We start from the raw sequence: 23,385 nt of genomic DNA on the forward strand, positions 1-23,385 counted from the left end.
GACTTTTTTGATGCAATAATTTGACAGTCTTCAACTAATGGCATACTGTGAGTATGATCAGAATGAAAATGTGTTATGGCAACATATCTTATCTTATTTATAAAAATACTCTCAGCCTGTTTTCGAATCTCAGCAGTTTCTACAATATTTCCCCCACACTCAATCATTAAACTTGTTTTTCCTAAATTTAAAACAGTAATATTTGCATGTCCAGGAAAATACAAAATGTTGTTAGCAAGTTGTTGGAGATAAGGAGTTTCTTTATTCATGATTGTCTCTCCTAATCCTCCTTTTCTAATAAAAAATTTCTTTTAAAACGAATTGATAATGGTAAAAAGAGTATTATTAAGAATAGACGGTTTATAAGATAAATTTTAATGATATTTTTACCATAAACTAGGTATATTTTAGAATAAATATTACTGATGCTTTCTAGAATATTCAATGAATTAAACTACCCATTGTTCACATGGAGACATCGCTTTAAAGAGAATATCCTTTTTTTCACAGAGTTTTCTAAGATTTGAAATATCTGTCCTCTTTTTATAAAATAAAATATCCCAATTATAGTGACATGGAATAACCATTTTTGGGTGGGCTAATTCGACAAAATCGACTCTATTTTGTGGTCCCATTGTCATTTGACCTCCAACAGGGATTATCAAGATATCAGGGTTTTTAAATGGAGGATCTAATTTCCATTCTGCTAAAAATATTGTATCTCCTAAATTTATAAGCAATTTTTTCTGAATACTGAAAATAAAACCAAGTGAAGAGCATTTTGGCGGGGAAATTGTAAAAAATTTTTTAAAAATGTGTATAGTTACTTTTCCATGAATTACTGAAAAAGTTCTGATGGTAAAATTGGTTTTCACATGGTTACAATTTTCTTCGTAATAGTGATTGTCTTATGGTTAGCTTCGAAACTTTTCGATCGTGAAGGTCTCCTAAGCTGATATACAATCAATAATGAAAAATTCCTCAATGAAATGGCCCAGAGAGTGAAAATTACGAGTTCAATGCTGAAATCTCAGTTTAATAGGGTAATTACTGATTATTAACTCGGTATTACGACGAAAGGTATTATTCGGACCACTATAAGTGATGTAACTATACATATAAAATTCTGCGAATAGATCTCGTATAAAAATGGAATCCCGATTAGATAGAATCCATAAATCGGAGAGTTCCCCAAGATATGATTTTAAAGTTGGCCAATCAATATTATTCATCCCTTTCCCATACAAATTCCCCTTTTTTGTTGAATCATAATAAGGAGGATCAAGATACCAAAATGGGTCTTGATCAGTTATAGCTGTAGCTTGTTGTTTAAAAACTTCAGAATAGTCCAAATTGGTTATATTTACTGATTTACGATTGAATATCCTATTAATTAACCTCAGTTTATCGGGCTTAGTAATATACCAATTAGAATGAGCTTTTTCAAAGCTATATCCTCCTCCAGCCCCATTTGGAGAACAATTCAAAATTATTAGACGTTTTATTGCTTGTTCTAATAAAGAAGTCGATACTTTCTTCTTCCATTGGTAATAATCTTCACGTTCAACAAAGGGGAGTACATTGATATATTCATTTAATTCCTTTAAAAGGTCGGAATCCTGAATACATTTGAGTAAAGCAAAAATTTCTTGATCTTTATCATTCAACCAAGCTTGTTCAACTTGAGGTGAAATCCTAATAAAGAAATTGGCCAATCCAGTGAAGGGTTCAATTAAAAAGGGGATTCTTGGTGGGACTAAACTGAATAAAGACCTATGTTTTTTTGTATTGTTTTTAGCACCTGGATAACTAGCAATAGTTAATTTTGAAGGGAGTCGCATATTGAAAGCCAATATAGGATAGATCTCCAATGCTTTTAAATTAATCATTACACATAAAAGACGTTTTTTGTTTCCAAAGTTAAAACTGCTGTATAGTTCTTTTTATAATGCTACCTGGTGTTCCTCGGGCCAAATCAACCCAGAAAATATTATAACCTGCCACAGTGTATTTCAGTTAAAAGAAAATTTTGCTCGTTTTTCATAATCAACTGTCAAATTAATATCTGAGAATCTGCGGATAAACGATTTAAAGGTATTTTTAATGTAGATTCGTTGGCTTTTTGAATAATAAATCAAATCCAATTTAATTATGGTTTGATTCTTCAAGCGAATACGAAATTCTTTCAACCAAGTGTGATTTTTTCCTTCAAGTAACCAGTAGCAATAAATTATTGTAATAGTAGAGATTTCAGACCATTTGATAATTCTGGATGTCATAATATGTGTCCAAGTAACTCCTGTCTCAGAGATAGTCATTTTTGACCGCAAAGGGCCTAATATAAATTTGAAAGCTAAGATTAAAAATATTGATCCCATAATAAAGGGTAAACTTACACCTAATAAATCATTCCTTGATGCCTCTCCAGTAATTTTATCTATTCCAATGATAAAAAGGAAAAAACTTATGATTAAAAGGAGAAAGCTTGGAAATTGAAACTGAAGAATGCGTGAAAAACTTGGACTAATCGTTAACGAATCCTGATTCTGTTCAACTTTTGATTTCCACACTTCTTAACCATCTTATTTAGTTAGTTAAATTATAATCTTTAACAACCCAAAAAATAATTTAATAAAAAAGAATGTTTGTACATAAAAATTTACTTCATTAAAGATGAATTTTGCTGTGATTTGTCTAAAAGGTTTTTCACTGATTTCTTGTAGTACCAATTCGCTGGTGCAGCTACTAAAGCCATTCTGAAAGTGTAAATTGCTTCTTCATAACTTTTTTTAAGAAATAAGACAGCACCTAAGTTAGCCCAACAAATTGCACTTGAGGGATCATATTTCAGCGCTTTTCTAAACGATTCTTCAGTTTTTTCAAATTTCTTTTCAGAAAAAAATATACATCCTAAAAAATACCAAGAAGGAGAGATACTTTCCTCATGTTGTACGGATGTTAAGAAGGCTTTCTTTGCCTCATTAAGCTTGTCTTGTTGAAATAGCACTAACCCAAGATGATACCAAGCAACAGCGTGATTTGGTAAGATTTTTACTACTTTGCGAAATGCCCCTTCTGCTTCAGATAAGTTTTCAGATTTTTTAAACAAAATACCCAAATTATACCAAATATCTGGATCATTCGGAGAACAGGTAAGAGCATGTTGGTACATTGGCATTGCACTCTCTGTATCTCCTTCCATGCTAAATAGATTTGCTAAATTGAACCATCCTTCCTTCATATTTGGTTGAATGTTAATTAATGTTTTAAATGCTTCTTTTGCCTGTTTAAAATCTCTTAAATGACTTAATAAAAGGCCCAAGTTGTTCCATGCAGAAACAAACTCTGGATCATGTATTAAACATCTTCTATAAGCATTTCTTGCCCCTATATATTTTTTTTGCTTTTCTAATACTTCTCCTAATAAATTCCAAGCATAAGAATTATATGGCCTGAGATGTAATGCAGCTTTAATGGTAAGCTCAGCATCTTCAAAACGATTTTCTTCAACAAGAATTTCGCCTAAATTTATCCAGATATCATCTAAGGAAGAATCTATCTTTAATGCTTTTTTAAAAGCAATTTTAGCCTCAGAAAGCTGGGCTTCATTTTTTAACATTGTTCCCAGATTTGTCCAAACATTAACATTTTTATCATCCAGTAGAAGAGCAAATTTGAAAGATTCCATTGGCCGTCCTATATTCATTAATAGATTTCTGAGTTTATGTAAAGCGTTATTATATTCAGGTTTGTGTTTCAAAGCTGTCGTATAAGCTTGTTCCGCTTCAGTGGTTCGTCCCATTTGTTCTAGAACTGATCCAAGATTAGTCCAAGTACGAGCAATATTAGGTTTCGATTCTAATGAAATGCGAAATGCTTCCTCAGCTTCTATCAAATGGTTATCTTTAGCAAAAATAACTCCTAAATTTGATAAAATCATTGGATGATTGGGATGATGAGATAAAGCAGACCAAAAAATTTTTTCAGCCTCTTTAATTCTTCCCTGTTTATACAAAATTTTCCCTAAATTGTTATAGGCATCTATATGACTTGATTGGATACTTATAACTTCTTGAAAAACTTTCTTGGCCTCAAGAATGCGACCTTGCTTATAAAAAGTGATACCTAGGTGAAATAATGAATCAACATGTGATTTGTCCAAATTCAGGGCATTAAGATAGGCTTTTTCGGCTTCTACCAATCGATTTTCTTTAAAATTACATATACCAATATAGTACCAAGATTCTAAATGTGAAGGATTAAATCGTAGGGATTGTTTGAAAGCTTTAAGCGCTTCGTTAAATTTACTTCGTCTATAAAGATATTTTCCTCTCTCAAACCAGCTTGGTCCATCAAAAGGGTCCGAGATTAAGGATCTCACAGTAACACTTCCTAAAAAGTCTGAAAAGCTTGAATGATGTAATTCTATTATTATTGAGTTAATATATGATCAGAGAGAAATGGAAATTCCCCATCAATCTTGAATCCAGATACTGTACTTCAAGGTCTAAAAGTTTAAATAGTTCTAGACTGTTTAATACCTTACTTTTTTAAAATATCAAGGTATGATTGAATCCCAATGTCTTGGAAAATAATTCTAGGAAAACCTGGAGACACTCATATCATTGGAAAACGATGGTTAAAAAAGAACATACCTAAATCTAAACGATTGCCGAAAGAAATGTATAAAAAATTATGTTCGGGTTATATTTATAATATTGGGTTACATTACTTACCCGAAGAACCTGAAAAATTGCAGGAGCTTTGGATTTGTTATGAAACAGGTAGAGTTTTCAAAAAGGAAGATATTATTGAGTATCTTCAAACACAAAGAAAAAAATTGAATCATTCTACTCAGTAATGTCCTGGTTTGAATAGATAATCAAATTGTTTTACAAACAGGATGTTTTTTCTTGATGTAATTTTTGATTATCAATGAGTTAAAAAGAAAATAGACACAGAACAGATTTAAGATAATACAAATAGACCCCTAGAACCCAGATAAATGAGGTATTTTAAAATGAAGAGTCGAAGAATAGATCTAGATAGATATGATAAAGGAGCTATTATAGTTTGGATTACTTTTATTGCGTTGGTGCTTGGAGGGATTGAGGCAGAAGCATTTGTTCATCTCGATTATGAGCAATTTAATTATCCATTTTATTGGATCATGTATGCTTTTCTAATCATTGGGTTACTCTCGATCATACCGTTTATCACCAGAGAAAAGTCTGATTGGTTGTTAATTATTGGAGGTGCGTTTTTAGCACAATTTTTCCAAGATATTGGTCATTGGTTTGTTAAATGGGTTTTCATGAAAACATGGAACTGGGGAGATCCCGTGTGGACACCTCTTTGGGATTTGTTAAATGTTGATTTTCCTATTCCCCTTTTCTGGATGATTGATTGGATAATTTTTGGAATCTTCTTCATAATATGGTGGGTATATGATAGAAAGATAATAAAAAACTTCAAATGATATTTTAATAAGTTATTTATCCTTATCTTTCGAAAATGGTTTAAATTTTTGTTGAAAACGATAGAATCGACCGACAGCATCAGTTCTCAGAGGTTTATCTCGAATTTCAAACCAAATTATAACCCCAAGGAAAATTGCTACTAAAAGACCCATGAGATTATCAAGAATAAAAAGATGATCCCAAGTAAGGTCTAAAATTGCTCCTTTTTGACCGTCATAGGAGGTAAAACCAAAATCCGCAATCAAGTGCGTTAACCAACCAATAGCGAATGCTCCAAAATAGTAAAATTTATCTAACATCACTTCAGAAAAAGAATCTTGTTTTTTACGCTTATACTCATATCCAGCTAATAAGAATGTACAGATTAAAGCTATAATACTGGCAAGAATCCACATCAATAGAGAATGTACAAAACCCCGATGTTCAATAAATTCAAAATAAACACCCGGAGCATCAATATCAGGAAGAGTAGCCGCAAAAGCCCCTACTATTAAAGTACGATAGCGACCTTTCTTATCTAGAATTACAAAAGGAAGCGAGGCCATTAATCCAATTGCAAAATGCGAAGAGAATCCAACCATATTTTACACAACTTTAGATTAGGGAGAAAAACTACTAATGTTTAATTTCTAAATTAAAGGTATAAAAGTTTTAAATGTCAAATAATTCGGAAAAAATGCCTTGATTGTCTAAATATTTGTTAATATAACGCTATAAATGAAAATATTCCGACAAAACTAGTTAACTTCTGGAATAATATTTCTTATTTTTTCTCCCATTAAAATCGAATAATAAAATATCGATATTTCAAACGATTGCACTTTCAGTGAGTAGAAAGATTAAATATTAATTTATTTTGAAATACAACCATTTTTTTAACTGATTTATTGATATTTCTTTCTCCTTTGATATCATTGAAGAGAGTACAAAAAGTACTATTGCCTATACTATAAGTTATATATATATGAATTATAGTATAATTAAGTAGAGTTGAAATCATTGGAACCACAGAAAGAATTAGCTAAATGGGAAAAAGAGTTCAAGAAGGGCTATTCTAAACCTTTTGTACTTTTGGTACTTACTAAAGAACCTCACTACCCGTATCAGATAATAAAAACGCTATCTGGCGCAACTCAAGGAAAATACATCATAGCTGGGTCAAATATATATCCAATTCTAAAAACACTTACAGAGGAGGGGTTCATTACAGTTCGAAAAGATGAGGAAACTCAACAAAACTTCTATTCGCTAACAGAAGTGGGGTATGAGTTTTTGGAGTTGTTAGAACAAAGTATGATGGAGTTTCAAGATTTGGTTAAAGAATTGATTGAGACTCATGGAGCGTCAAGAAAAAATGAAAGAAGATGAAAGAGATCGAATAAATAATATAAATCGATATGTTAAAGAAATAAGTGAACTACTTCCTTATCCTTCTTCCCTGAAGAATAATCTACTTAAGGGGTTACGAATGGACATCCAATCAGCCATGGAAGATTCAAAAAGTAATAATCCTTCAATGGTCTTTGGATCAGCCAGAGATGTGGCTAAAAATTTTACCAAGAGTCAAGAATGGGGTACAGAACGAGCAGGTTGGTGGACTCGAATAGCTGCTTATCTCATTGACATGGTAATTTTAGGTTTTTTTATGCTATTCTATACTGGAGGAGGGATTTTAGCTCTGCTCGCATTATTTGTACCTATTGACCAATTATCGGAATTCTTTGCAAGTTCATGGAATGAACCAATTGCTATGAAATTAGATCTGACATTTTTGGAAGTTATTGTGTTTTTAACAGTCCTATTTTTCATATTCGGAAGTACAATCTTGATCTTTTTTGGGTACCTCGTGATGTTAGAACGTTATTATTCAGCTACTATGGGGAAAAAATTGCTTAAATTATCTGTTGTAGATGTTTCAGGAATTAAAATCACATGGCAACAAGCAATTGTCCGTAATTTAACCAAAATATTCGGAGGATTTTTACCTGTTGATGTTATTCTAGGTATCATTTTAGAGCAGCAAAATCCAGAGAAAACACAAAGACAGAGAGGTTTTGACATACTTGCGGAAACTATTGTAGTTAAACATGCTTAACTAATTTTTTCAGAGATGGAATACTATGGAAAGGAATGATGAAATGAAGAATCATACAGATCAAATAGTGATCAGATTATGGAGAAAAATACCTGTAATAATTCAAGTGATAATAATAGGAGTTATTGTCTGTGAAATAGGTATAGTTGGATGGTTAGTTACCATATCATTCATTCCAGCACCATGGTCCTTTCTGATCATGATTGCTATATTTTGGTTGTACTGGAGGTTTTTCAGTGGACAAACAAGGCCAGTTAGAGCAATAGAGATCAGAAAAAAATATTTTCGAAAGATAAAATTGACACAAAATGTCTGGAAATGGAGTCTGGTTGCAGCAGTACTACTTGTAGTAATTATCCAATCAGCTCTAATTTTAACTTTTCGATTAATTGACTTTCCTGAAGAAACGTTTACCATAGGTATTAATTATGGTGATTACCCTCTTTGGGCAGTCATCATATTCATCATTATGGCAGCACTTGAAGCTGGTATCTTCGAAGAAGTTGGTTATCGTGGATATATGCAAACTCCCCTTGAACAGCGCTATGGGCCTACAATAGGAATCATGATTGTAGCTTTCATGTTCGTTATATTGCATCTTCATCAAGTATGGGCTGCACCAGTTTTATTCCATCTATTTGTATTTGGGATACTTTGGGGAATACTAGCGTATTCTTCTAATTCATTACTACCAGGGATTATTAGCCATACTATTGTTGATATCTTTAGTTTTTCCTATTGGTGGAGTGGTCTTGCGGAAGAATATGCCGTACGAACAATTTTTGAGATTGGTATCGATATTTCTTTCATTTTTTGGGTAATTATCTTTGGTTTTTCGTTTTTAGGCTTTTTATTAGTTGCGTACAAGCTTATCCAACTTCGCAGAAATGATTCAGAGATTCTTTCGCTAAATCTTCACCTCGAAGTTCAGTCTAAACAAGGAAAGATAATATCGGGAGAAGTTAGAAGGTAAAAAGGTTGAGTTAGCTCATCTTTTTCTTCTTATTTTATAATTGCTAAGCTCAGAAACTGTTATAGGGATAGGAAATGATGTTTTTAAAGGAAATTTAACCCATCTAAAAAGGATCAATGATGGTGACGAGTCACTCCCTCTAGAAAGGCATGATAATCTCTTGGTCGCATCAATCCACCAAATGCTCTTTCAACAACTTCACTCAGGGCAGGATGAATATGCATACCTCGATTAATTGGATAACTATTTTTTTCTGGTGTATACATAAGAGTAATGATTTCTTGAATTAAAATACTTGCCTGTGGTCCAATAATATGTGCTCCTAAAATTTTTTGATTCTTATCAAGGATAACTTTTACAAAAAAATCCTTAACATCCATAGCCATCCCTTTAGCTGTATCCTCATATTTCTGATACCCAATCAGGAGATTATTTTCACCATATTTTCTAATGGCTTCTTTTTCACCTAGCCCTACCCTAGCAATTTCTGGATACATAAATACTGCACTAGGGATTGCATGATAATCCACCCTGACTTTATTCTTCAGGATCGCATTATAATAAACTATCATTGATTCATAATTTCCCACATGCTTAAAGAGATATTTTCCATTGGCATCTCCAAATGCCCAGACATTTGACTGAGAGGATTCAAGATATTCATCTACTTTAATCCATCCGTTTTCATCAGTTTCTATTCCTGCTTTCTCAGGATGTAAAATGTCACTATTAGACCCTCTTCCTGTTGCAATAAGAATTTCTTCAGCTGAAAACTTAACCAAACTACCGTTATCTCTATTTTTAGCCGTCAGTTCCTTGAAATCTCCGTTGAGTCTTATTTCGAGAGCTTCATGATTTGTAAAAACTTGCATATGCTTCGAGAGCTCTTTTTTAGCTAGCTTTGAAACTTCAGGTTCTTCTTGAGGAAGAAATTGAGGATTTCTACCAATGATTATCACTTTTGATCCCATAGTAGAGAAAAAATGGCCGTATTCTGCAGCAATATAGCCTCCTCCAATGATTATCATACTTTTAGGGAGCATTTTGAGATGTAAAATACTATCACTAGTATGATAGCCAATTTCTTCAAGCCCCTTAATAGGAGGTATAATAGATTTAGATCCTGTACATAGAAATATCATTTTTGAAGTGATTATTTCATCTCCAACCTTAAGTTGATAGGGAGCGATAAACTCTGCTATAGTAGGATAATAATCAATATCCTCTGCATGAGATAGGCCTTCCTTAATGTGCTCAATATCCTCATCAATCAATGATCTCATTCGGCTCATAATTTCAGAAAAACTAACACTTTTAATTTCAACATTGATACCAAGTTTTTTAGCATGTTCAATTTCGCGAACTAATTCTGCAGGATAAAGTAAGATTTTTGAGGGAATACACCCACGCGTTAGGCAGATCCCCCCAGGTTGATCTTTATCTATAACTGCAACTTTCATTGATGGGTTCTGTTGAAGAATCGGCCCCACTAGATTCATCGCAGATCCAGTTCCTATAACTATTAGATCATATTTCTTCATCCAATCACCTTAGGTTTAGTATCGATATTTATTAGGACTTTTAATATAAGAAAGTAGTAAAAGCTGAATCATATTAAAGATCAATGATTCGATTTTTAGAAAAAATTCATGGAAAAAGACTCTATTTTATCAAGAAATAAAACATTGGAGAGAAATACTTTTGTCTGAAAATATCTTAGAGAAAATAAATCGCGATCAATTTCGAGCTAACTTCCTTAAATACACACGAAAAGCGTTTCATAATCTTCCTAAATTGGATAATCCCCTTATACTTGACATTGGCTGTGGATCTGGAATTCCAACGATGGAGCTAGCAAAGTTAACAACTGGGACAATAATTGCTTTAGATACTGATCAATTAGCTTTAGATAAGCTTAATAAAAAAATCAAAGAAAAAAAGTTAGAAAATAGGATAAAAACTATAAAATGTTCCTTCTATGAAATGAATTTCCAAGATGAAAGTTTTGATTTAATTTGGGCGGAGGGAGTGGGGTATTTCATTCGATTTGAAGAGAGTTTAAAACAATGGAGACGTTTGCTTAAGACTAATGGATTTTTGGTTATTCATGATGATATAAAGACGTTGCCAACTAGTAGAACATTGATAAAAAAATATAACTATAAATTACTGGATTATTTTGCCTTACCTAAGGATGCGTGGTGGGTAGATTACTATAGACCTTTGGAGAGTCGAATTGATGAATTAAGACAACGAATTGTGAAAGATTCTTCAGTGCTGGAAGTTTTAGAACAACAACAACAAGAGATAGATAATTTCAAAACCAATCCCTCGAAAGCAAGATCAATATTTTACATTTTACAGAAAATTATGTCAAAATAGATTAATGTTTTGATTTTATACTGATAATAGATGAGGAAGAAGATAGTCTACAGATTTCATCAGCATTATAGCTCAATGAGATCAAGTTCTCCATATTTAGATTTAAAGAATACATTTCATATGATTTGAAAGGAATTATCCTTAATTTTCTTTATTTTTCCTAAAAATAGAATTATTTAAATGTTTATGTATTTCTTTGAAAAAATAGAAATTATCTTACCACATTTTTTTGTTGATGGATTATAATGGAAGTCATTGTTGTTTTCAATCAAATTTCGCTAGCATTTATTCGAATGATAGGATTAGGGGTGGGTATTGATTTTCTTATTCAGAGAAAGAATAAAAGATTTAAAGCCCAAGTTGCTGGGTGGAGTATTTGGACATTTGGGAGTATTTTACAACTTATTTCACAATTTTCATTAGATGTCAATCTAGTTGAAATCTTCGATTTCCTGTTTGGAATATCAACGTTAGTAGGCTCATTTCTCATATCAACAAGTATTATTGTCTATTTCTATCATATACCAGTAAAAACCATATTTTTTGTGACTCTAGTATTAATTGTCTCCCCGTTAATAATTCTTATTATTTTTAATTTATCAACTGCTGTTACATTCTCTATCTTAGGTAGTTTTTTAATATTAATGTTCTTATATATTTTTGGTCTTATTGAAGGTCAAAATTTTAAAGAAACAGTTGGAGAGAGTGTAAAATGGTTTTATGCAATGGTTATAGTTGGGACCATTCATATGGTTGTTTTTTCTCTGTTTACTTTAGGAGGCATAAATTTAAGTGTTACCTCTTCACAAATCGAGGATTTAGTGGCATTAACTATTATCAATTCATTTGCTATCGCAGTAACGGTGATGACGGTTGTTTTATTAATTCATCTTGAAAATAGTCGATCCAACCTGTATAATTTTCAATTAAAAGATAAATACAGCCATGATTTAGCAAATATCATTCAAATAATTGCTAGTGCAATACATCTTATTGAGAAAGACAATTTGTCAGTCAATGAAAAAGAAAAATCTGTTGAATTACTGGATCAAAAATTACAGGAAGTTCTAGAGCTCCTACAGGAAATTCGTACACTTGAATAATACCTGCAATTTTTTTAAAAACCATAGAATATAATATTGCAATTGAAAGCAAAAAAATATCTCCTATTTCTTTATGGATTAAACAAGCTAAAAGAGAAGTGTTTCTCTTTCATTTCTCTTTCATTAATTCAATAATTGTAGCAATCGTTGTTTGACAAACCTTCTTCATGAAATGAAAATCTAAGGTACCAATTGTATCTCCACCCGTGTGATAGTATGGATTTCTAAAATTAGCTGAATCAGAGATTAGTAATGCTGGGATACCATGTTTCCAAAAAGGGGCATGATCACTCCGGAGAAGATCAGGGAAATTCTGTTTAATAGTGCTATAATGTAACGGGACTGTTAAACTTGCACACGGAAGATCAATTGCTTTATATTGCGCATTTTTTAGGAAAATCTCTGCTAAAAATCCCGAATTTTCATCGGCAAAGATTGATGCAAAATCCCCAATCATATCCTGTTTATTTAATCTGTATCCCTCAAAAATTTCAAGAGTCATTCCTGAAGGTAGAGTTTGAGAATGAGGATTTTTAGAGGTATAACCGATCGTTTCAAGATTGAGAACAGCCATAACATTCATGCTTTCTGAAGCCATTTTTGCAAAAGCACTACTACCTAACACAAATGAAGTCCCCAGAGGATCATACTCACCCTGTTTTATGTAAAAATTATTCAATTCAGCAAAGAATTGTTGCTCTGAACCAGTTAGCTTTAAAGGAGAAACTTCAGTATAAAATTTCTCAAATTGATCATCATCAAGATGCTGTTTAGTATAGATATTTTTTCTTAAAAGTTTCATAAAAATCTCGTATGCTTGTTTTACACGGTATGAAGTAAACCGAAATTTCGAATCATAAACCCCATTTGCTCTACCAATCATTCGTGTATTTTGTTGGAAGTATGGGGTCCATTCTTCTAAATTAAAACTAACAAAAATTAAATTGCGTTTGTAACCTAATGTCTTAAAGACTCGAGCTACTTCTAGCATAATAGCAATAGCACTAGCATTATCATCAGCTCCTGGAGTACCTGCAACAGTATCAAAATGACTTGTAATAAGAATCGCAGGCTCGGATTTAAGGGAAATATCAAGAAAAGCTGCTACATTGTAAAAATCCTTTTTGAACTCATGCACTGAAATAGGATATTCTAGTACATCAAGGCCATAATTTGCGCAAACCTCCTTAATATATCTCGCACCCTGAATTAATGCATCATACGAATCAAGGGAGTGTTTTTCACCTTCGAGAGCAAGAATATGTTGATAAAGATTTTCGAGATCAACCAAATTGATCGCTTTATCCAAAATAGACATAGGAGCAGAATAGCATTAGATTAGTATATATTTTTACTTCATAAGGTTAATACCTACATCTCATAGATTTTCCCTCTAATCTATCCAGAGTTCCATTTCTAGGGCGTCACTATAACCACTTTTATTACTCAAAATTAGCTTGCGATGATATCCACAAATATGAAATCCTAAGTTCTCATAAAAACATAAAGCTGTCTTGTTGTTTGCCATAACAAAAAACCCAAGATGCTTAAAACCATTCTTACGACACCAAGGAAAAATACCTTTTTTCCAAAGAGATTTTCCAACACCTTGTCGACGAAAGCTAGGCATAACCCAAGTCCCAGTTTCCCCACAATGACTTAAGCGAGTACTTTCGAAGCGTTGCATAATTGAAGCAAATCCTAAAAATTCATCTTGGTCTGTTCTAGCTACTAGAACAGCTTCTCTTGGTCTAAGATTCTTAAGAAAAACTCGTTCTTCCTCATCTGTATAAGAATCTAGGATTGTTGTTTCCTCTTGGCGACAAATGTTTATTAAAAAAACAATATCCTTAACATCTTGGTCTAAATTTGCCTTTAAAATAGAGATAATTATTTACACCTCCAAATTTATCTTTAGAATTTTTTTCTGTTAAGGAATCTCTAGTAAAATAAGAGAAGAATTTAGATTGATTACATAAATAGTGTTTAATTAGTAATTTTAAAATCCTATATTTAAATAAAAAACTCATGCCTCAAAATCAAGTAAAAAAACATAAAGTCGATCCTAAACAATCCTTATATCTATTGCATCCATATAACACATGCTTAATAACCGCTAAGGATAGAAATGACCAAATAAATGTAATGGCCGTCGCTTGGATTATTCCTGTGAATGTTGATCCACCATTAATTGCGATGAGTATTCGGCCTGAAAGGTATACATATCCAATGATCAAAGAAAGAGGAGAGTTCGTTGTTAATATTCCAACTTTCATGCAGGCACGTGATGTTCTATTTTGTGGACGCAGATCAGGAAGAAATCATGATAAATTTCAGAATACTCAATATACACCCCAAAATGCTCGAAAGGTTAATGTGCCAATAATCAAAGAATGTATTGCTCATCTAGAATGTAAAGTAGAAAAAATAATGACCTTACCTGATCATGACTTAATTATAGGAGAAGTCCTTACAGCTTATGCCTTAGAGGATTATTTTATCGAACTTTATAACATTGAGAAATATCAACCTTGCTTACATATAGGAAAAAATCTTTTTACGACATGTTTGAAAGAGACATTAGAACCAAAGCTTTAGACATATCTAGAAAATCTAGTAATTATATAGAGCCATTACGATTGATAGAACTAATCTTATGGTCTATTATCATTTTTTTAATAGTGGTTTTAAAAATATGGGCCAAGGTAATTAAATAATTTATCCGTTTAATTAAAGTTGCCGTTACTTTAAGTTTTTTAAGGTATAAACAGATATAAAAGTACAAACATAAGAAACTGATGAAATTTTTTGTTTTTGAATTGTCTCCTCCTCATAATGAGAATGAGATCATTTTGAGCTAGTCATGCAGTAAAAGTAGGTTTTGAAAAATGTCAATTACATATGAATTAATTGAAAAAATTCCTACAGTAGAAGAATATCAATACCTAAGGAATGCTGTGGGTTGGTCAAAGGTTAATGATGCAGCAGTTGATATATCTTTGAAAAATTCTTTATATTCCGTTTGTTTATATTATAATAATCAGATTATTGGAATGGGAAGAATTATTGGTGATACAGGTATTTATTACTATATTCAAGATGTAATGGTATTACCCCATTTTCAAAGAAAAGGACTAGGAAAAAAAATCATGAATCTGATAATTAAATATCTAATTGAAAACGTTGATTCTACAGCATTCATCGGATTAATGGCAGCAAAAGGATTTTGGAAATTCTATGAAAACTATGGTTTTCAAAAACGCGCTTCTGATGCTCCTGGAATGTTTGTGAATCAAGTACAAAAATTAAGAACTACATAACATATTTTTTTCCATTTACTAATATATTTTAATAAAAATTTACTGAAAGTATTTTACAAAGAAATAAACATTCTCATTATTTTGAAAAAGATCAGGAATAATAGCTATTTGCTTGAAAGCTAGCTTTTTCAAAATAGTCTGCATTGCATGATTTTCTTCCCCAACAAATAAATAAATCGAATGTAATGGAATAGTATTTTTTTTTATAATCGAAATGGCAGCTTTGAGAAATTTAAACCCATAACCTCTATAACGATATCTTTCAGAAACAAAAATTTCTTCTAACTCAACAATACCAAATCTAGGATCCTCTTTTAAATACCATTGAATACGGCCTATAATTTCGTTATTCAAAATCATAAATAATGTGCTATTATGGTATATATAACATTCTGCGCGCTTTTTCTGTAATAATTTGTTGTTATAATGGTCGAATTGCGAGACTAGAATGACTTCGTCCGATTCATTAGCTAAACGGAAGGTGAGGCTCAAGAAATGTCATCTCTAATGAAATTGAATATAAAAATTAAAACTAGATGTGCTTAAATTAATTTTCCAAAAGATTTTAAAGAAAAATCAGTAGAATTCTACTATTTTTAGAGTGATTGAGAAAAGATTTACTTGCACAAATCAAAGGCTAATTTAGCAATGCTTTTCTTGAATCAATAGTTTTTGTCAAAAATAATAAAAAAGGCACAAAAAGATAAGTAAGTGACTTTAGTGTCAATCAAGAAAATTCAAGGAGAAATAATGGTTATGAATACTAAACCACGATTATTTGAATCCATAGGAGTGATTGGAACAGGAAAAATGGGAACAGCATTAATTAAAGGGTTATTAAAAGAAAAATTGGTTAAACCTGATCAAATAATCGCATATGACATTTCAAACGAGTATCTAATGGCTCTAGTAGAAGAAACGAATATTAATGCGGCATTAAATAATCAACAAGTGGTAGAACAATCAAATATTGTGTTCATATGTGTGAAACCACAAGTGTTCGAAACAACTCTTCAAAAGCTCCAGACAGCATTTACAAGAGATCATTTGGTAATCTCAATTGCTGCTGGAGTTCCACTAGCAACCATTGAACGATTAACAGGAAATGCTAGATGTATTCGTATAATGCCCAATATGCCTTTCCAGATTGGAGAAGGGGCAGCTGGTTATAGTCTTGGAACTAGAAATGATAATCGTGATTCAGAAATTGTCGAAATTGTCTTTGGCTCTTTAGGGAAGGTCTTTCACTTTCCAGAGTATTTACTAGATGCAGTTACAGGGCTTTCAGGGACAGGCCCTGCTTATGTATTTGTATTTATTGAAGCATTGGCCGACGGAGGAGTTTTAGCTGGACTCCCACGACGAGAAGCACTTATTTTAAGTGCACAAACTGTCATGGGGGCAGCCAAGCTTTTATTAGAGCAGAATGTACATCCTGGTGTTTTAAAAGATGCTATCATGTCCCCAGGAGGTACAACAGCGTCTGCATTACAATTAATGGAAGCAAGGGGTTTTCGCTCAATATTAATTGATGCAGTAGAAGCAGCAACAAAAAAATCTCAATATTTGGGCCAGAATACTTTATCTTATTCTGATCATTTAGTATAGAAATGGAGATTTTGAGAATAACTTTAAACCGCTTTTAAGGTAACGAATCTAAATTTACAGTTGTTAGAAGGTCTTGAAAAAGCTTGATATAATCAGGATTTATTGTATCGATCAATTCCATAAATTTAAAAAGACTTGTGAGGTCAATATTCTTTTCTATAATTGTAGATTCGTACTGTGTCAACCATTTGGATATTCTTTCTCTTCGTTGGGTTTCAAAAAGCAATAATCTCTCCAATAACTCTTCCATTCTTACTTGATCAAAATTTGGATTTTTTAAACTCGCTAATTCGGTAATAGCCGTAAAAGCTTTTGCGATTTTATGTTCATTCTTCTTGGGGTCAGTATGCAAGAATATTCGGGCAGTTCTTCCATAATAGGCGGTATTATGTCTTCCTTCCCGTAAAATTGTGACAGTATGAATTAATCCTGCCTCCTCTAATTTCTGAAGATGGAAATACAAACTCTGGAGACTAATAGCTTTGATTTCTTCCTGACTTTCTTCAAGTTCAATCGGTCTTTCTTCCTCTATTTCTTTCTCTAATTCGTTTTGTTTTAACATTTTCAGGATTTCTCGCGCATTCAAAGCTCGGCGTCGCTTTGGAATATCCCCCTGTTCTAATATTCCCGTTCTTAGTATTCGAATTACATACAAACGAGTCTTGTGTCCATAGATTTCTTCTTCTGATTGAGGAATGACTTTAAGAGTCGGAAGGGATTCCCAGAAACTGTATAAAATTTCTCGTTTTTTATTCATCTTGATCCCAGTGTCAAAACAGTGAATTTTACCAGTGCTAAAAAGGATCTTGATATCATGCCAAAATAGTAAGAATTAAATACCTTTTGAATGAATCAATGTTAACTTGAACTGTTCCAATAATCATGGAATAATCATATAGTTCATGACTTCATTCAAATCATTTAATAAAAATAGGTAAGGAGGCAAAAAAATGATTCAAGAAACTTTAACCATTAGAAATTATGAAAAAGGGGATGAAGAATCCCAAGCTGAAATTTTTAACAATGTGATTGTAGAGATGATTCCTGATCCTGTCTTAATCACAGCTGAAAAAGTACAAAAACGACATAATGAACCAAACTTTAAGCCCGAGCAAGTAAAATATCTTGTAACACCAGACAATAAGATAGTAGGATATACCGAATGTCGTATTCACGGAGGATTCCATGGGATCTTCTATCCATTGATTTTAAAGGAATATCGCTCGAAAGAAAGTATAGATCGCCTTTTCAAAGCGATTTATGAGTTTGCAAAAGAAGATTGCAAGGAAAACCCAGGTACAATTGAAACTCACTATTCATTTGACTTTAAAACGGCCAACAAGTATTTTAGAGAACAAAAAAATGCTAAAATCATTGAAGAACGGGAAGCACGTGAAATGTATCTACCCATCTCTGATTTGGCGTTTGAACTTTCCTCGGATTTTAAGATCAAACCATTGACCAGAAATGATTTTGATAATATTCTAGCATACCGTAACTCAAAAGAGACGGTTGTAGGCGAAGAAATCACATTCAAAATACTAAATGAGAGATTTGAATCAGGAGAAATGTCCTCTGAAAATTCTTTTCTGATTTATTGGAAAGGAAACCTTGCGGGGTACGTCCGTGCACAATTACCAGAATCATCTGACTCTTCTAACGAAGGCCATTTAGGTGGAATGATTCTAGACAGGGAGTTTCCTGATGGAGTAAGCCTTCGAAAAGCTATGCTTAAAGCCATCAAATCATACTTTGATAAACAAAAAGCTGAGAAACTAGTTGCCACAATTGAGTTGCATAATCCTGCGGTAAAATATTATAAAGAAATCGGGTTTAAACTGAGTGAAACACGTGGGGCTAAGCACTTTGTTTATGAACAGTAGAAAAGGGGAAATAACTATTCTCCTTATTTTTTCCTAGAAATCCTGTTTTGTGCTTAAACTTGATATCCCAAAATCTTCCGTAACAAAGGTTGAATAAATGATTGAAAATCTTATTCCATTGCTATATATTTTGTTTTAAATGGGATTAAGAGGAGAAGATCAAATCCTAAATTAAAAGAGTAATATTTTTATCTTTTAGTTTATATCCACAATCCAAGTTTTTGATTTCCTTTTGATAATATTCTATAATCTCAAACAATGATAAGTCTCGATTTATTTCTTTTTTATCCTATTTATCTTAGTGAATAAAGTCTATAATCTATTAGTAATCTTTAGATAATAAACAGAAGAAAGAGAGTCCATTCTTCATTACTATGGTATAGTATTTTCAGTAGTCCAACCCATCCAATCTAAAGCTTGAGCTGTTAATAGCGTAATTTCATGAGCATCAAATTTAGGTATAGCTGAAGCCCCCTACGCGAATGTTTAATCTTCCTTGAGTTTAAGCCCCAAAAGTGAAATATGCTATTATGACTAGGTAATTACGGTGAATATATTGGGATCTGAAACAGTAGAAAAACCAAAAAACCTTCTAGAAGAATTTAGAGACTTTTTAAAAAATTATAAAGTGTTAGGACTGGCTGTTGCCTTTATAATGGCGATTTATTTAGGCGCTTTAGTTCAAGCACTCGTTAACGACCTTATCATGCCTATCTTGGAGTTATTACCAATAGGAGACATATCATGGGATGAAATTGTATTCTCAGTAGGGAAAGCTGAGTTCTTAATTGGACATTTTATTGGCCAGTTAATAACATTTCTTATAGTGGCAATTGTCATCTTCCTTATTGTAAAACTTGGCAAAAAATACAAAATTGATTAAAACTAATTCTAAACTAGAATTATAATCATTTTTTGGGAGAGAATAACACCTATTCTGTTATTCTTTCCTTATTTTCTCCAATGTTAATTTTTTCTAAGATAATAGTAGAAAATACAAACCTTAAATTTAAAATAAATAATGAAGCTATTCAGAGCATGATACTGGAGAAAAAATGAGAATTATGAATATAATCCCCATGAAAAAAAAGTTAAAACATCTGTAGCGCGTTGTATGAGTTTACCTGTTGGCATGCCTATTCCATGACCTGCCGCGGTCTCCACCCAGAGTAAAATTGGATTTTTAGATGTTGAAATATTCTGGAGTAATGCAGCCATCTTCATTGCATGCATTGGGTCAACCCTTGAATCAGATTCAGCGGTATGAAACATGATTGTGGGATATGGACCTTGTTTTGCATTATGATATGGTGAATATTCATACAACCAACTAAATTGTTTTGGATCGGTAGGATCTCCATACTCAGGAATCCAAGTTGCCCCCAACAAAGAATTTTGATATCTTAACATGTCTAAAAGAGGTACAGAACAGTAAACAGCACTAAAAAGATCAGGTCTTTGGATGGCAGCAGCACCAACTAAAAGTCCCCCATTACTCCCCCCATAGATTCCTAAACATTTTGATGAACAATATCTCTCTTGAATTAAGAACTCTGCAGCAGCAATAAAATCATCAAAAACATTCTGTTTGTTACCTAATCGTCCAGCTTTATGCCAATCATCCCCAAATTCCCCACCACCACGTAAATTAGCAATGGCAACTACTCCTCCTAACTCAATCCAACTAAGAAATGTCACACTAAAACTTGGGGTCAAACTGACCCCAAATCCACCATAACCATATAAAATAGTTGGATTATTTCCATTAAAATTTAAATCCTTTTTATGAATGATGAACATATGAACTTTAGTTCCATCTTTGGATATATACCATTCATGTTTTACCTTAAAACTATCGAGATCGAGATTTGGCACTTTTTTTTCTGTAAATTTTTCCTTTTGTCCAGTTTCGACGTTGAAATTTATAATGAAGGGTGGTTCAACCCAAGAGGTATAATGAAGACTTAATCTCTCAAAAGTAATGTAAGCATTCAAAATTGTGGAGATAGTTCCTTGATTTGGAAGATCAATTACCCAAAGTAAATCACCTTCTGGATTGTAGACCTCTATTAGATTGGAAACATGGCGTAACCATTTTACAACAGGTTTCTCTTTAACTAGCAAAAATGTTTCGAGTGTATCATTGTCCCGAGGGACAATAATTTCTTGCCAATTTGCTATATCTAACTTGTCTAATTTAGTCCTAAATAGAGAAAAGTGAGGATTTTTGTGGTTACTCTTAATGTAAATATATTCTTTTCCAACCACTACTTCAAATAACCACTTACTATCAACCAGAATAGGATTTACTTCTAAAGTTTTCAGATCTACACAATAAAGATCGGACTCTGTAAATCTGTAGCTTGTAATGATCATAAAGGATTCATCTGGAGAAACAGAAAAAAAAGGATACTCATGAATTTTCTCAGGATTTCGATATATCGTAGGGTCCTCATCTGCAGCAGTTCCTATTTGATGGTAACGTATATGAGAATGAAAATTCTCCTCTCCTACTGGAACATCCTTTGGGTTAGGAAATCGCATATAATATAATCCAGAATTAGTTGAATTCCAAACTAAAGGTGAAAATGGTTTTATTCGTTGTATTTGATCCTCTAAAAGGATTTTATCAGAAACCCTCATAATATAGATAGTATTCCATTCTGATCCTTTTTCCGATACACCATATGCAAAATAATCCCCATTGGGACTTGGTTCCCAGATATCAATGGAACTTAGACCAGTAGGATCCATTTTATTAACATCTAGAAAGACTTTTTCTATACCAGTGTCTTTAGATCGAAAATAGATAATTGGTTGCTGTGCATCAGGATGTTTTTTATTATAAAACCATCCTTTTTCAGTTTCTTTAGGTAAAAATGTTTCTTCAATACGAATGAGCTCATTAACTCGTTTATAAATCTTGGATTGGATAGGTATTTGGTCTAAGATTGAACGTGAAAGGTCATTCTGGGCTTTTATCCAGCTTTGCACTTCACGTGAATCAATTTTTTCCAACCAACGATAATTATCCGTTATTTTTATGCCGTGTATAGTCTCTACTACTGGTTCCATGCGAGTTTCTGGGTATTTTAACAAATTGCTATTTAACTTATCCATTTTAACTACCAAAATTTTGTCTATATATTGTGTTGTGACTGAAAAACAAATTCTGATTAGATAGGTCAGTATAGTGGGGAATAAACAAATTAATTTAGAATATTTTTACTTCAAAAATGAATTATTTTAACAAAATTTTATTTAATATATTTAATATTAAGATCAACACTTGTTATAATCCAAAAGACACGATTATTAAGGAATTTTCTGTTACTACAATTAATTCTGTATTCGTTTCAATAACGGCTATAAGTGGAGAACTATGTGAGAATACAGCAATTATAGATAGGTTCTCTATTCATTTTTTTTCTTTGGATTTATTAAGAATTTATAGAAGAATCATGAGGTTCAGAATTGCGATTCACAAGATATCAGTATCATACTCTTATGATAAACAATCTGATGAAACTCTTCATTGCCTTCATTAAATTCTTCTTATGTTTGGGTAAGAAAGGATAAAATTGCATTGTTTACAAAGTCAGGTGCTTCAAGATGAACCCAATGACCATATTCAGGGTGATAAATTATCTGAAAAGGACTATCAAAATATTGTTTCAAATTAGAAGTTAAAGAAATATCCAGAGCCACATCTTTCTCTCCCCAAATCACAAGAGTTGGACGAGTTATTTTGGGAAATCTTCTAAGAAAATCACCTTGTAATTCTTTTTTAATTGATAATATCTGAGCAATATTCCAGTTCGCACGATAATAGTTTATACTGGATTCCAAGGCTCTTGGTTGTGACCATGCATCTATATAAAATCGCATATCCTCCTCTGTAAATGCTTCTTTGCTATTTATTGATCCAAAGACCATTCGTTGTAGAATTTCATAATTATTTTGACTCAGGATCTCTTCAGGAATTTTAGGGAGTTGGAAAAAGAATACATACCAACTTTTTTGTAATTGTTGGAAACGCATAGACCAGAATGCGTCTAAAAGAGCAGCAGGATGAGGACAATTAATAATGATGAGTTTAGATAATTTCTCAGGAGCCATCATGGCGAGATTCCAGGCAATAGCCCCACCCCAATCGTGGCCGATAATGATAGCTTTTGATTCTCCCAATGCTTCAATCAAATGACTGATATCCTCAACAAGGTGAGAAGTTGAATAATTTTCAACTCCCTCTGGCTTGCTGCTTTCATTATATCCTCGTAAATCTGGTGCAACAACTCGAAATGTTTTTGATAGTGCAGGAATCTGATATCTCCAAGAATACCAAAAATCAGGAAAACCATGCAGTAAAATTATTAGATCACCAGTTCCATTTTCTATAAAATGGAGATTTATGTCCACTACATTTATATAATCTTTTTTGCAATTATTTTTCATATATATCCTCCAAAACTTTAGTTGAAGCTTTCCATATTTGTAACTTTACAACTATCAAGAAAGGGGAAGGATTCCTTATATGTCCA

At 32.4% G+C, this 23,385-nt stretch carries 25 protein-coding genes; 12 read left to right on the forward strand and 13 right to left on the reverse strand.

Translation table 11 applies throughout. The features are described 5' to 3' along the window. The 5 genes from ACWVCY_RS04815 to ACWVCY_RS04835 all read right to left on the reverse strand — a co-directional run. A partial coding sequence (locus ACWVCY_RS04815) for an MBL fold metallo-hydrolase (RefSeq protein ID WP_455140727.1) occupies window positions 1-269 on the reverse strand: 269 nt, incomplete at its 3' end. 180 nt (window positions 270-449) lie between these two features. After that, window positions 450-875, reverse strand: a complete 426-nt coding sequence (locus ACWVCY_RS04820; RefSeq protein WP_455140729.1) for an MBL fold metallo-hydrolase — start codon at window positions 873-875, stop codon at window positions 450-452. A 141-nt stretch (window positions 876-1,016) separates the two neighbouring features. After that, window positions 1,017-1,853 carry a DNA adenine methylase gene (locus ACWVCY_RS04825; protein ID WP_455140731.1) on the reverse strand — a complete coding sequence of 279 codons (837 nt, stop codon included), beginning with the start codon at window positions 1,851-1,853 and terminating at the stop codon, window positions 1,017-1,019. A 159-nt stretch (window positions 1,854-2,012) separates the two neighbouring features. Beyond that, the gene (locus tag ACWVCY_RS04830) at window positions 2,013-2,570 is read right to left on the reverse strand and encodes a hypothetical protein (protein WP_455140733.1); all 558 of its coding nucleotides are present in this window, start codon (window positions 2,568-2,570) and stop codon (window positions 2,013-2,015) included. Window positions 2,571-2,659: 89 nt separating this feature from the next. Continuing rightward, complete coding sequence (locus ACWVCY_RS04835; RefSeq protein WP_455140735.1) at window positions 2,660-4,381, reverse strand: tetratricopeptide repeat protein; 1,722 nt, start codon at window positions 4,379-4,381, stop codon at window positions 2,660-2,662. A 198-nt stretch (window positions 4,382-4,579) separates the two neighbouring features. On the opposite strand from ACWVCY_RS04835, the gene ACWVCY_RS04840 reads away from it, so the two are divergent. Both ACWVCY_RS04840 and ACWVCY_RS04845 read left to right on the forward strand, forming a co-directional pair. Beyond that, on the forward strand, window positions 4,580-4,861 hold the full coding sequence (locus ACWVCY_RS04840) for a hypothetical protein (RefSeq protein ID WP_455140736.1): 282 nt from the start codon (window positions 4,580-4,582) through the stop codon (window positions 4,859-4,861). Between the two features lie 159 nt (window positions 4,862-5,020). After that, window positions 5,021-5,479 (forward strand): hypothetical protein, encoded by a 459-nt coding sequence (locus ACWVCY_RS04845; RefSeq protein WP_455140738.1) that lies wholly within the window; start codon window positions 5,021-5,023, stop codon window positions 5,477-5,479. A gap of 12 nt (window positions 5,480-5,491) precedes the next feature. On the opposite strand, the gene ACWVCY_RS04850 is transcribed toward ACWVCY_RS04845, so the two are convergent. After that, on the reverse strand, window positions 5,492-6,061 hold the full coding sequence (locus tag ACWVCY_RS04850) for a metal-dependent hydrolase (protein ID WP_455140740.1): 570 nt from the start codon (window positions 6,059-6,061) through the stop codon (window positions 5,492-5,494). Window positions 6,062-6,479: 418 nt separating this feature from the next. On the opposite strand from ACWVCY_RS04850, the gene ACWVCY_RS04855 reads away from it, so the two are divergent. The 3 genes from ACWVCY_RS04855 to ACWVCY_RS04865 are packed head-to-tail and all read left to right on the forward strand — an operon-like array spanning window position 6,480 to window position 8,548. Then, a complete protein-coding gene (locus ACWVCY_RS04855; protein ID WP_455140742.1) occupies window positions 6,480-6,848 on the forward strand; it encodes a PadR family transcriptional regulator in 369 nt (122 codons plus the stop codon). Next, window positions 6,835-7,575 carry an RDD family protein gene (locus ACWVCY_RS04860; RefSeq protein ID WP_455140743.1) on the forward strand — a complete coding sequence of 247 codons (741 nt, stop codon included), beginning with the start codon at window positions 6,835-6,837 and terminating at the stop codon, window positions 7,573-7,575. The genes ACWVCY_RS04855 and ACWVCY_RS04860 overlap by 14 nt, the downstream gene beginning before the upstream one ends. A 25-nt stretch (window positions 7,576-7,600) precedes the next feature. Then, complete coding sequence (locus tag ACWVCY_RS04865; protein ID WP_455140744.1) at window positions 7,601-8,548, forward strand: CPBP family intramembrane glutamic endopeptidase; 948 nt, start codon at window positions 7,601-7,603, stop codon at window positions 8,546-8,548. A 113-nt stretch (window positions 8,549-8,661) separates the two neighbouring features. Here ACWVCY_RS04865 and ACWVCY_RS04870 read toward each other — a convergent pair whose 3' ends face one another. After that, window positions 8,662-10,089, reverse strand: coding sequence for a dihydrolipoyl dehydrogenase (locus tag ACWVCY_RS04870; protein ID WP_455140746.1), 1,428 nt, complete (start codon window positions 10,087-10,089; stop codon window positions 8,662-8,664). 160 nt (window positions 10,090-10,249) lie between these two features. Between ACWVCY_RS04870 and ACWVCY_RS04875 the strand changes: the two genes are divergently transcribed. After that, a complete protein-coding gene (locus ACWVCY_RS04875) occupies window positions 10,250-10,930 on the forward strand; it encodes a class I SAM-dependent methyltransferase (protein ID WP_455140748.1) in 681 nt (226 codons plus the stop codon). A gap of 245 nt (window positions 10,931-11,175) precedes the next feature. Continuing rightward, window positions 11,176-12,033 carry a hypothetical protein gene (locus tag ACWVCY_RS04880; RefSeq protein WP_455140750.1) on the forward strand — a complete coding sequence of 286 codons (858 nt, stop codon included), beginning with the start codon at window positions 11,176-11,178 and terminating at the stop codon, window positions 12,031-12,033. Window positions 12,034-12,142: 109 nt separating this feature from the next. Here the strand turns inward: ACWVCY_RS04880 and ACWVCY_RS04885 are convergent, their stop codons facing one another. Beyond that, window positions 12,143-13,324 (reverse strand): M28 family peptidase, encoded by a 1,182-nt coding sequence (locus ACWVCY_RS04885; protein ID WP_455140752.1) that lies wholly within the window; start codon window positions 13,322-13,324, stop codon window positions 12,143-12,145. 102 nt (window positions 13,325-13,426) lie between these two features. Then, on the reverse strand, window positions 13,427-13,927 hold the full coding sequence (locus tag ACWVCY_RS04890) for an N-acetyltransferase family protein (protein WP_455140768.1): 501 nt from the start codon (window positions 13,925-13,927) through the stop codon (window positions 13,427-13,429). Window positions 13,928-14,061: 134 nt separating this feature from the next. Here ACWVCY_RS04890 and ACWVCY_RS04895 point away from each other — a divergent pair, with 134 nt between their 5' ends. Continuing rightward, window positions 14,062-14,631: a flavin reductase family protein gene (locus ACWVCY_RS04895; RefSeq protein ID WP_455140754.1), complete on the forward strand. Its 570-nt coding sequence runs from the start codon at window positions 14,062-14,064 to the stop codon at window positions 14,629-14,631. Between the two features lie 290 nt (window positions 14,632-14,921). Then, a complete protein-coding gene (locus ACWVCY_RS04900; protein ID WP_455140756.1) occupies window positions 14,922-15,353 on the forward strand; it encodes a GNAT family N-acetyltransferase in 432 nt (143 codons plus the stop codon). 39 nt (window positions 15,354-15,392) lie between these two features. Here the strand turns inward: ACWVCY_RS04900 and ACWVCY_RS04905 are convergent, their stop codons facing one another. Next, the gene (locus ACWVCY_RS04905) at window positions 15,393-15,845 is read right to left on the reverse strand and encodes a GNAT family N-acetyltransferase (protein WP_455140758.1); all 453 of its coding nucleotides are present in this window, start codon (window positions 15,843-15,845) and stop codon (window positions 15,393-15,395) included. A gap of 264 nt (window positions 15,846-16,109) precedes the next feature. Here ACWVCY_RS04905 and proC point away from each other — a divergent pair, with 264 nt between their 5' ends. Beyond that, window positions 16,110-16,961 carry a pyrroline-5-carboxylate reductase gene (gene proC / locus ACWVCY_RS04910; protein ID WP_455140759.1) on the forward strand — a complete coding sequence of 284 codons (852 nt, stop codon included), beginning with the start codon at window positions 16,110-16,112 and terminating at the stop codon, window positions 16,959-16,961. A gap of 34 nt (window positions 16,962-16,995) precedes the next feature. On the opposite strand, the gene ACWVCY_RS04915 is transcribed toward proC, so the two are convergent. Continuing rightward, window positions 16,996-17,718 (reverse strand): hypothetical protein, encoded by a 723-nt coding sequence (locus ACWVCY_RS04915; protein WP_455140761.1) that lies wholly within the window; start codon window positions 17,716-17,718, stop codon window positions 16,996-16,998. A 193-nt stretch (window positions 17,719-17,911) separates the two neighbouring features. On the opposite strand from ACWVCY_RS04915, the gene ACWVCY_RS04920 reads away from it, so the two are divergent. Both ACWVCY_RS04920 and ACWVCY_RS04925 read left to right on the forward strand, forming a co-directional pair. Next, window positions 17,912-18,844, forward strand: coding sequence for a GNAT family N-acetyltransferase (locus ACWVCY_RS04920; protein WP_455140763.1), 933 nt, complete (start codon window positions 17,912-17,914; stop codon window positions 18,842-18,844). A gap of 556 nt (window positions 18,845-19,400) precedes the next feature. Next, the gene (locus tag ACWVCY_RS04925) at window positions 19,401-19,727 is read left to right on the forward strand and encodes a large conductance mechanosensitive channel protein MscL (protein ID WP_455140765.1); all 327 of its coding nucleotides are present in this window, start codon (window positions 19,401-19,403) and stop codon (window positions 19,725-19,727) included. A 179-nt stretch (window positions 19,728-19,906) separates the two neighbouring features. On the opposite strand, the gene ACWVCY_RS04930 is transcribed toward ACWVCY_RS04925, so the two are convergent. Further along, on the reverse strand, window positions 19,907-21,964 hold the full coding sequence (locus ACWVCY_RS04930) for a prolyl oligopeptidase family serine peptidase (RefSeq protein WP_455140766.1): 2,058 nt from the start codon (window positions 21,962-21,964) through the stop codon (window positions 19,907-19,909). Between the two features lie 435 nt (window positions 21,965-22,399). Next, window positions 22,400-23,299, reverse strand: a complete 900-nt coding sequence (locus ACWVCY_RS04935; RefSeq protein ID WP_455140767.1) for an alpha/beta fold hydrolase — start codon at window positions 23,297-23,299, stop codon at window positions 22,400-22,402. Window positions 23,300-23,385 lie beyond the last annotated feature (86 nt).

It is taken from the genome of Candidatus Hodarchaeum mangrovi, from assembly GCF_975850365.1.

Excerpts from the sequence above, each read along its gene's own strand:
- ACWVCY_RS04915 (WP_455140761.1), bottom strand. The coding sequence starts at position 17,718 with ATGAATAAAAAACGAGAAATTTTATACAGTTTCTGGGAATCCCTTCCG.
- ACWVCY_RS04880 (WP_455140750.1), top strand. The coding sequence starts at position 11,176 with ATGGAAGTCATTGTTGTTTTCAATCAAATTTCGCTAGCATTTATTCGA.
- ACWVCY_RS04920 (WP_455140763.1), top strand. The coding sequence starts at position 17,912 with ATGATTCAAGAAACTTTAACCATTAGAAATTATGAAAAAGGGGATGAA.
- proC (WP_455140759.1), top strand. The coding sequence starts at position 16,110 with ATGAATACTAAACCACGATTATTTGAATCCATAGGAGTGATTGGAACA.
- ACWVCY_RS04850 (WP_455140740.1), bottom strand. The coding sequence starts at position 6,061 with ATGGTTGGATTCTCTTCGCATTTTGCAATTGGATTAATGGCCTCGCTT.
- ACWVCY_RS04895 (WP_455140754.1), top strand. The coding sequence starts at position 14,062 with ATGCCTCAAAATCAAGTAAAAAAACATAAAGTCGATCCTAAACAATCC.
- ACWVCY_RS04840 (WP_455140736.1), top strand. The coding sequence starts at position 4,580 with ATGTCTTGGAAAATAATTCTAGGAAAACCTGGAGACACTCATATCATT.
- ACWVCY_RS04930 (WP_455140766.1), bottom strand. The coding sequence starts at position 21,964 with ATGGATAAGTTAAATAGCAATTTGTTAAAATACCCAGAAACTCGCATG.
- ACWVCY_RS04900 (WP_455140756.1), top strand. The coding sequence starts at position 14,922 with ATGTCAATTACATATGAATTAATTGAAAAAATTCCTACAGTAGAAGAA.
- ACWVCY_RS04865 (WP_455140744.1), top strand. The coding sequence starts at position 7,601 with ATGGAAAGGAATGATGAAATGAAGAATCATACAGATCAAATAGTGATC.
- ACWVCY_RS04845 (WP_455140738.1), top strand. The coding sequence starts at position 5,021 with ATGAAGAGTCGAAGAATAGATCTAGATAGATATGATAAAGGAGCTATT.
- ACWVCY_RS04870 (WP_455140746.1), bottom strand. The coding sequence starts at position 10,089 with ATGAAGAAATATGATCTAATAGTTATAGGAACTGGATCTGCGATGAAT.
- ACWVCY_RS04860 (WP_455140743.1), top strand. The coding sequence starts at position 6,835 with ATGAAAGAAGATGAAAGAGATCGAATAAATAATATAAATCGATATGTT.
- ACWVCY_RS04935 (WP_455140767.1), bottom strand. The coding sequence starts at position 23,299 with ATGAAAAATAATTGCAAAAAAGATTATATAAATGTAGTGGACATAAAT.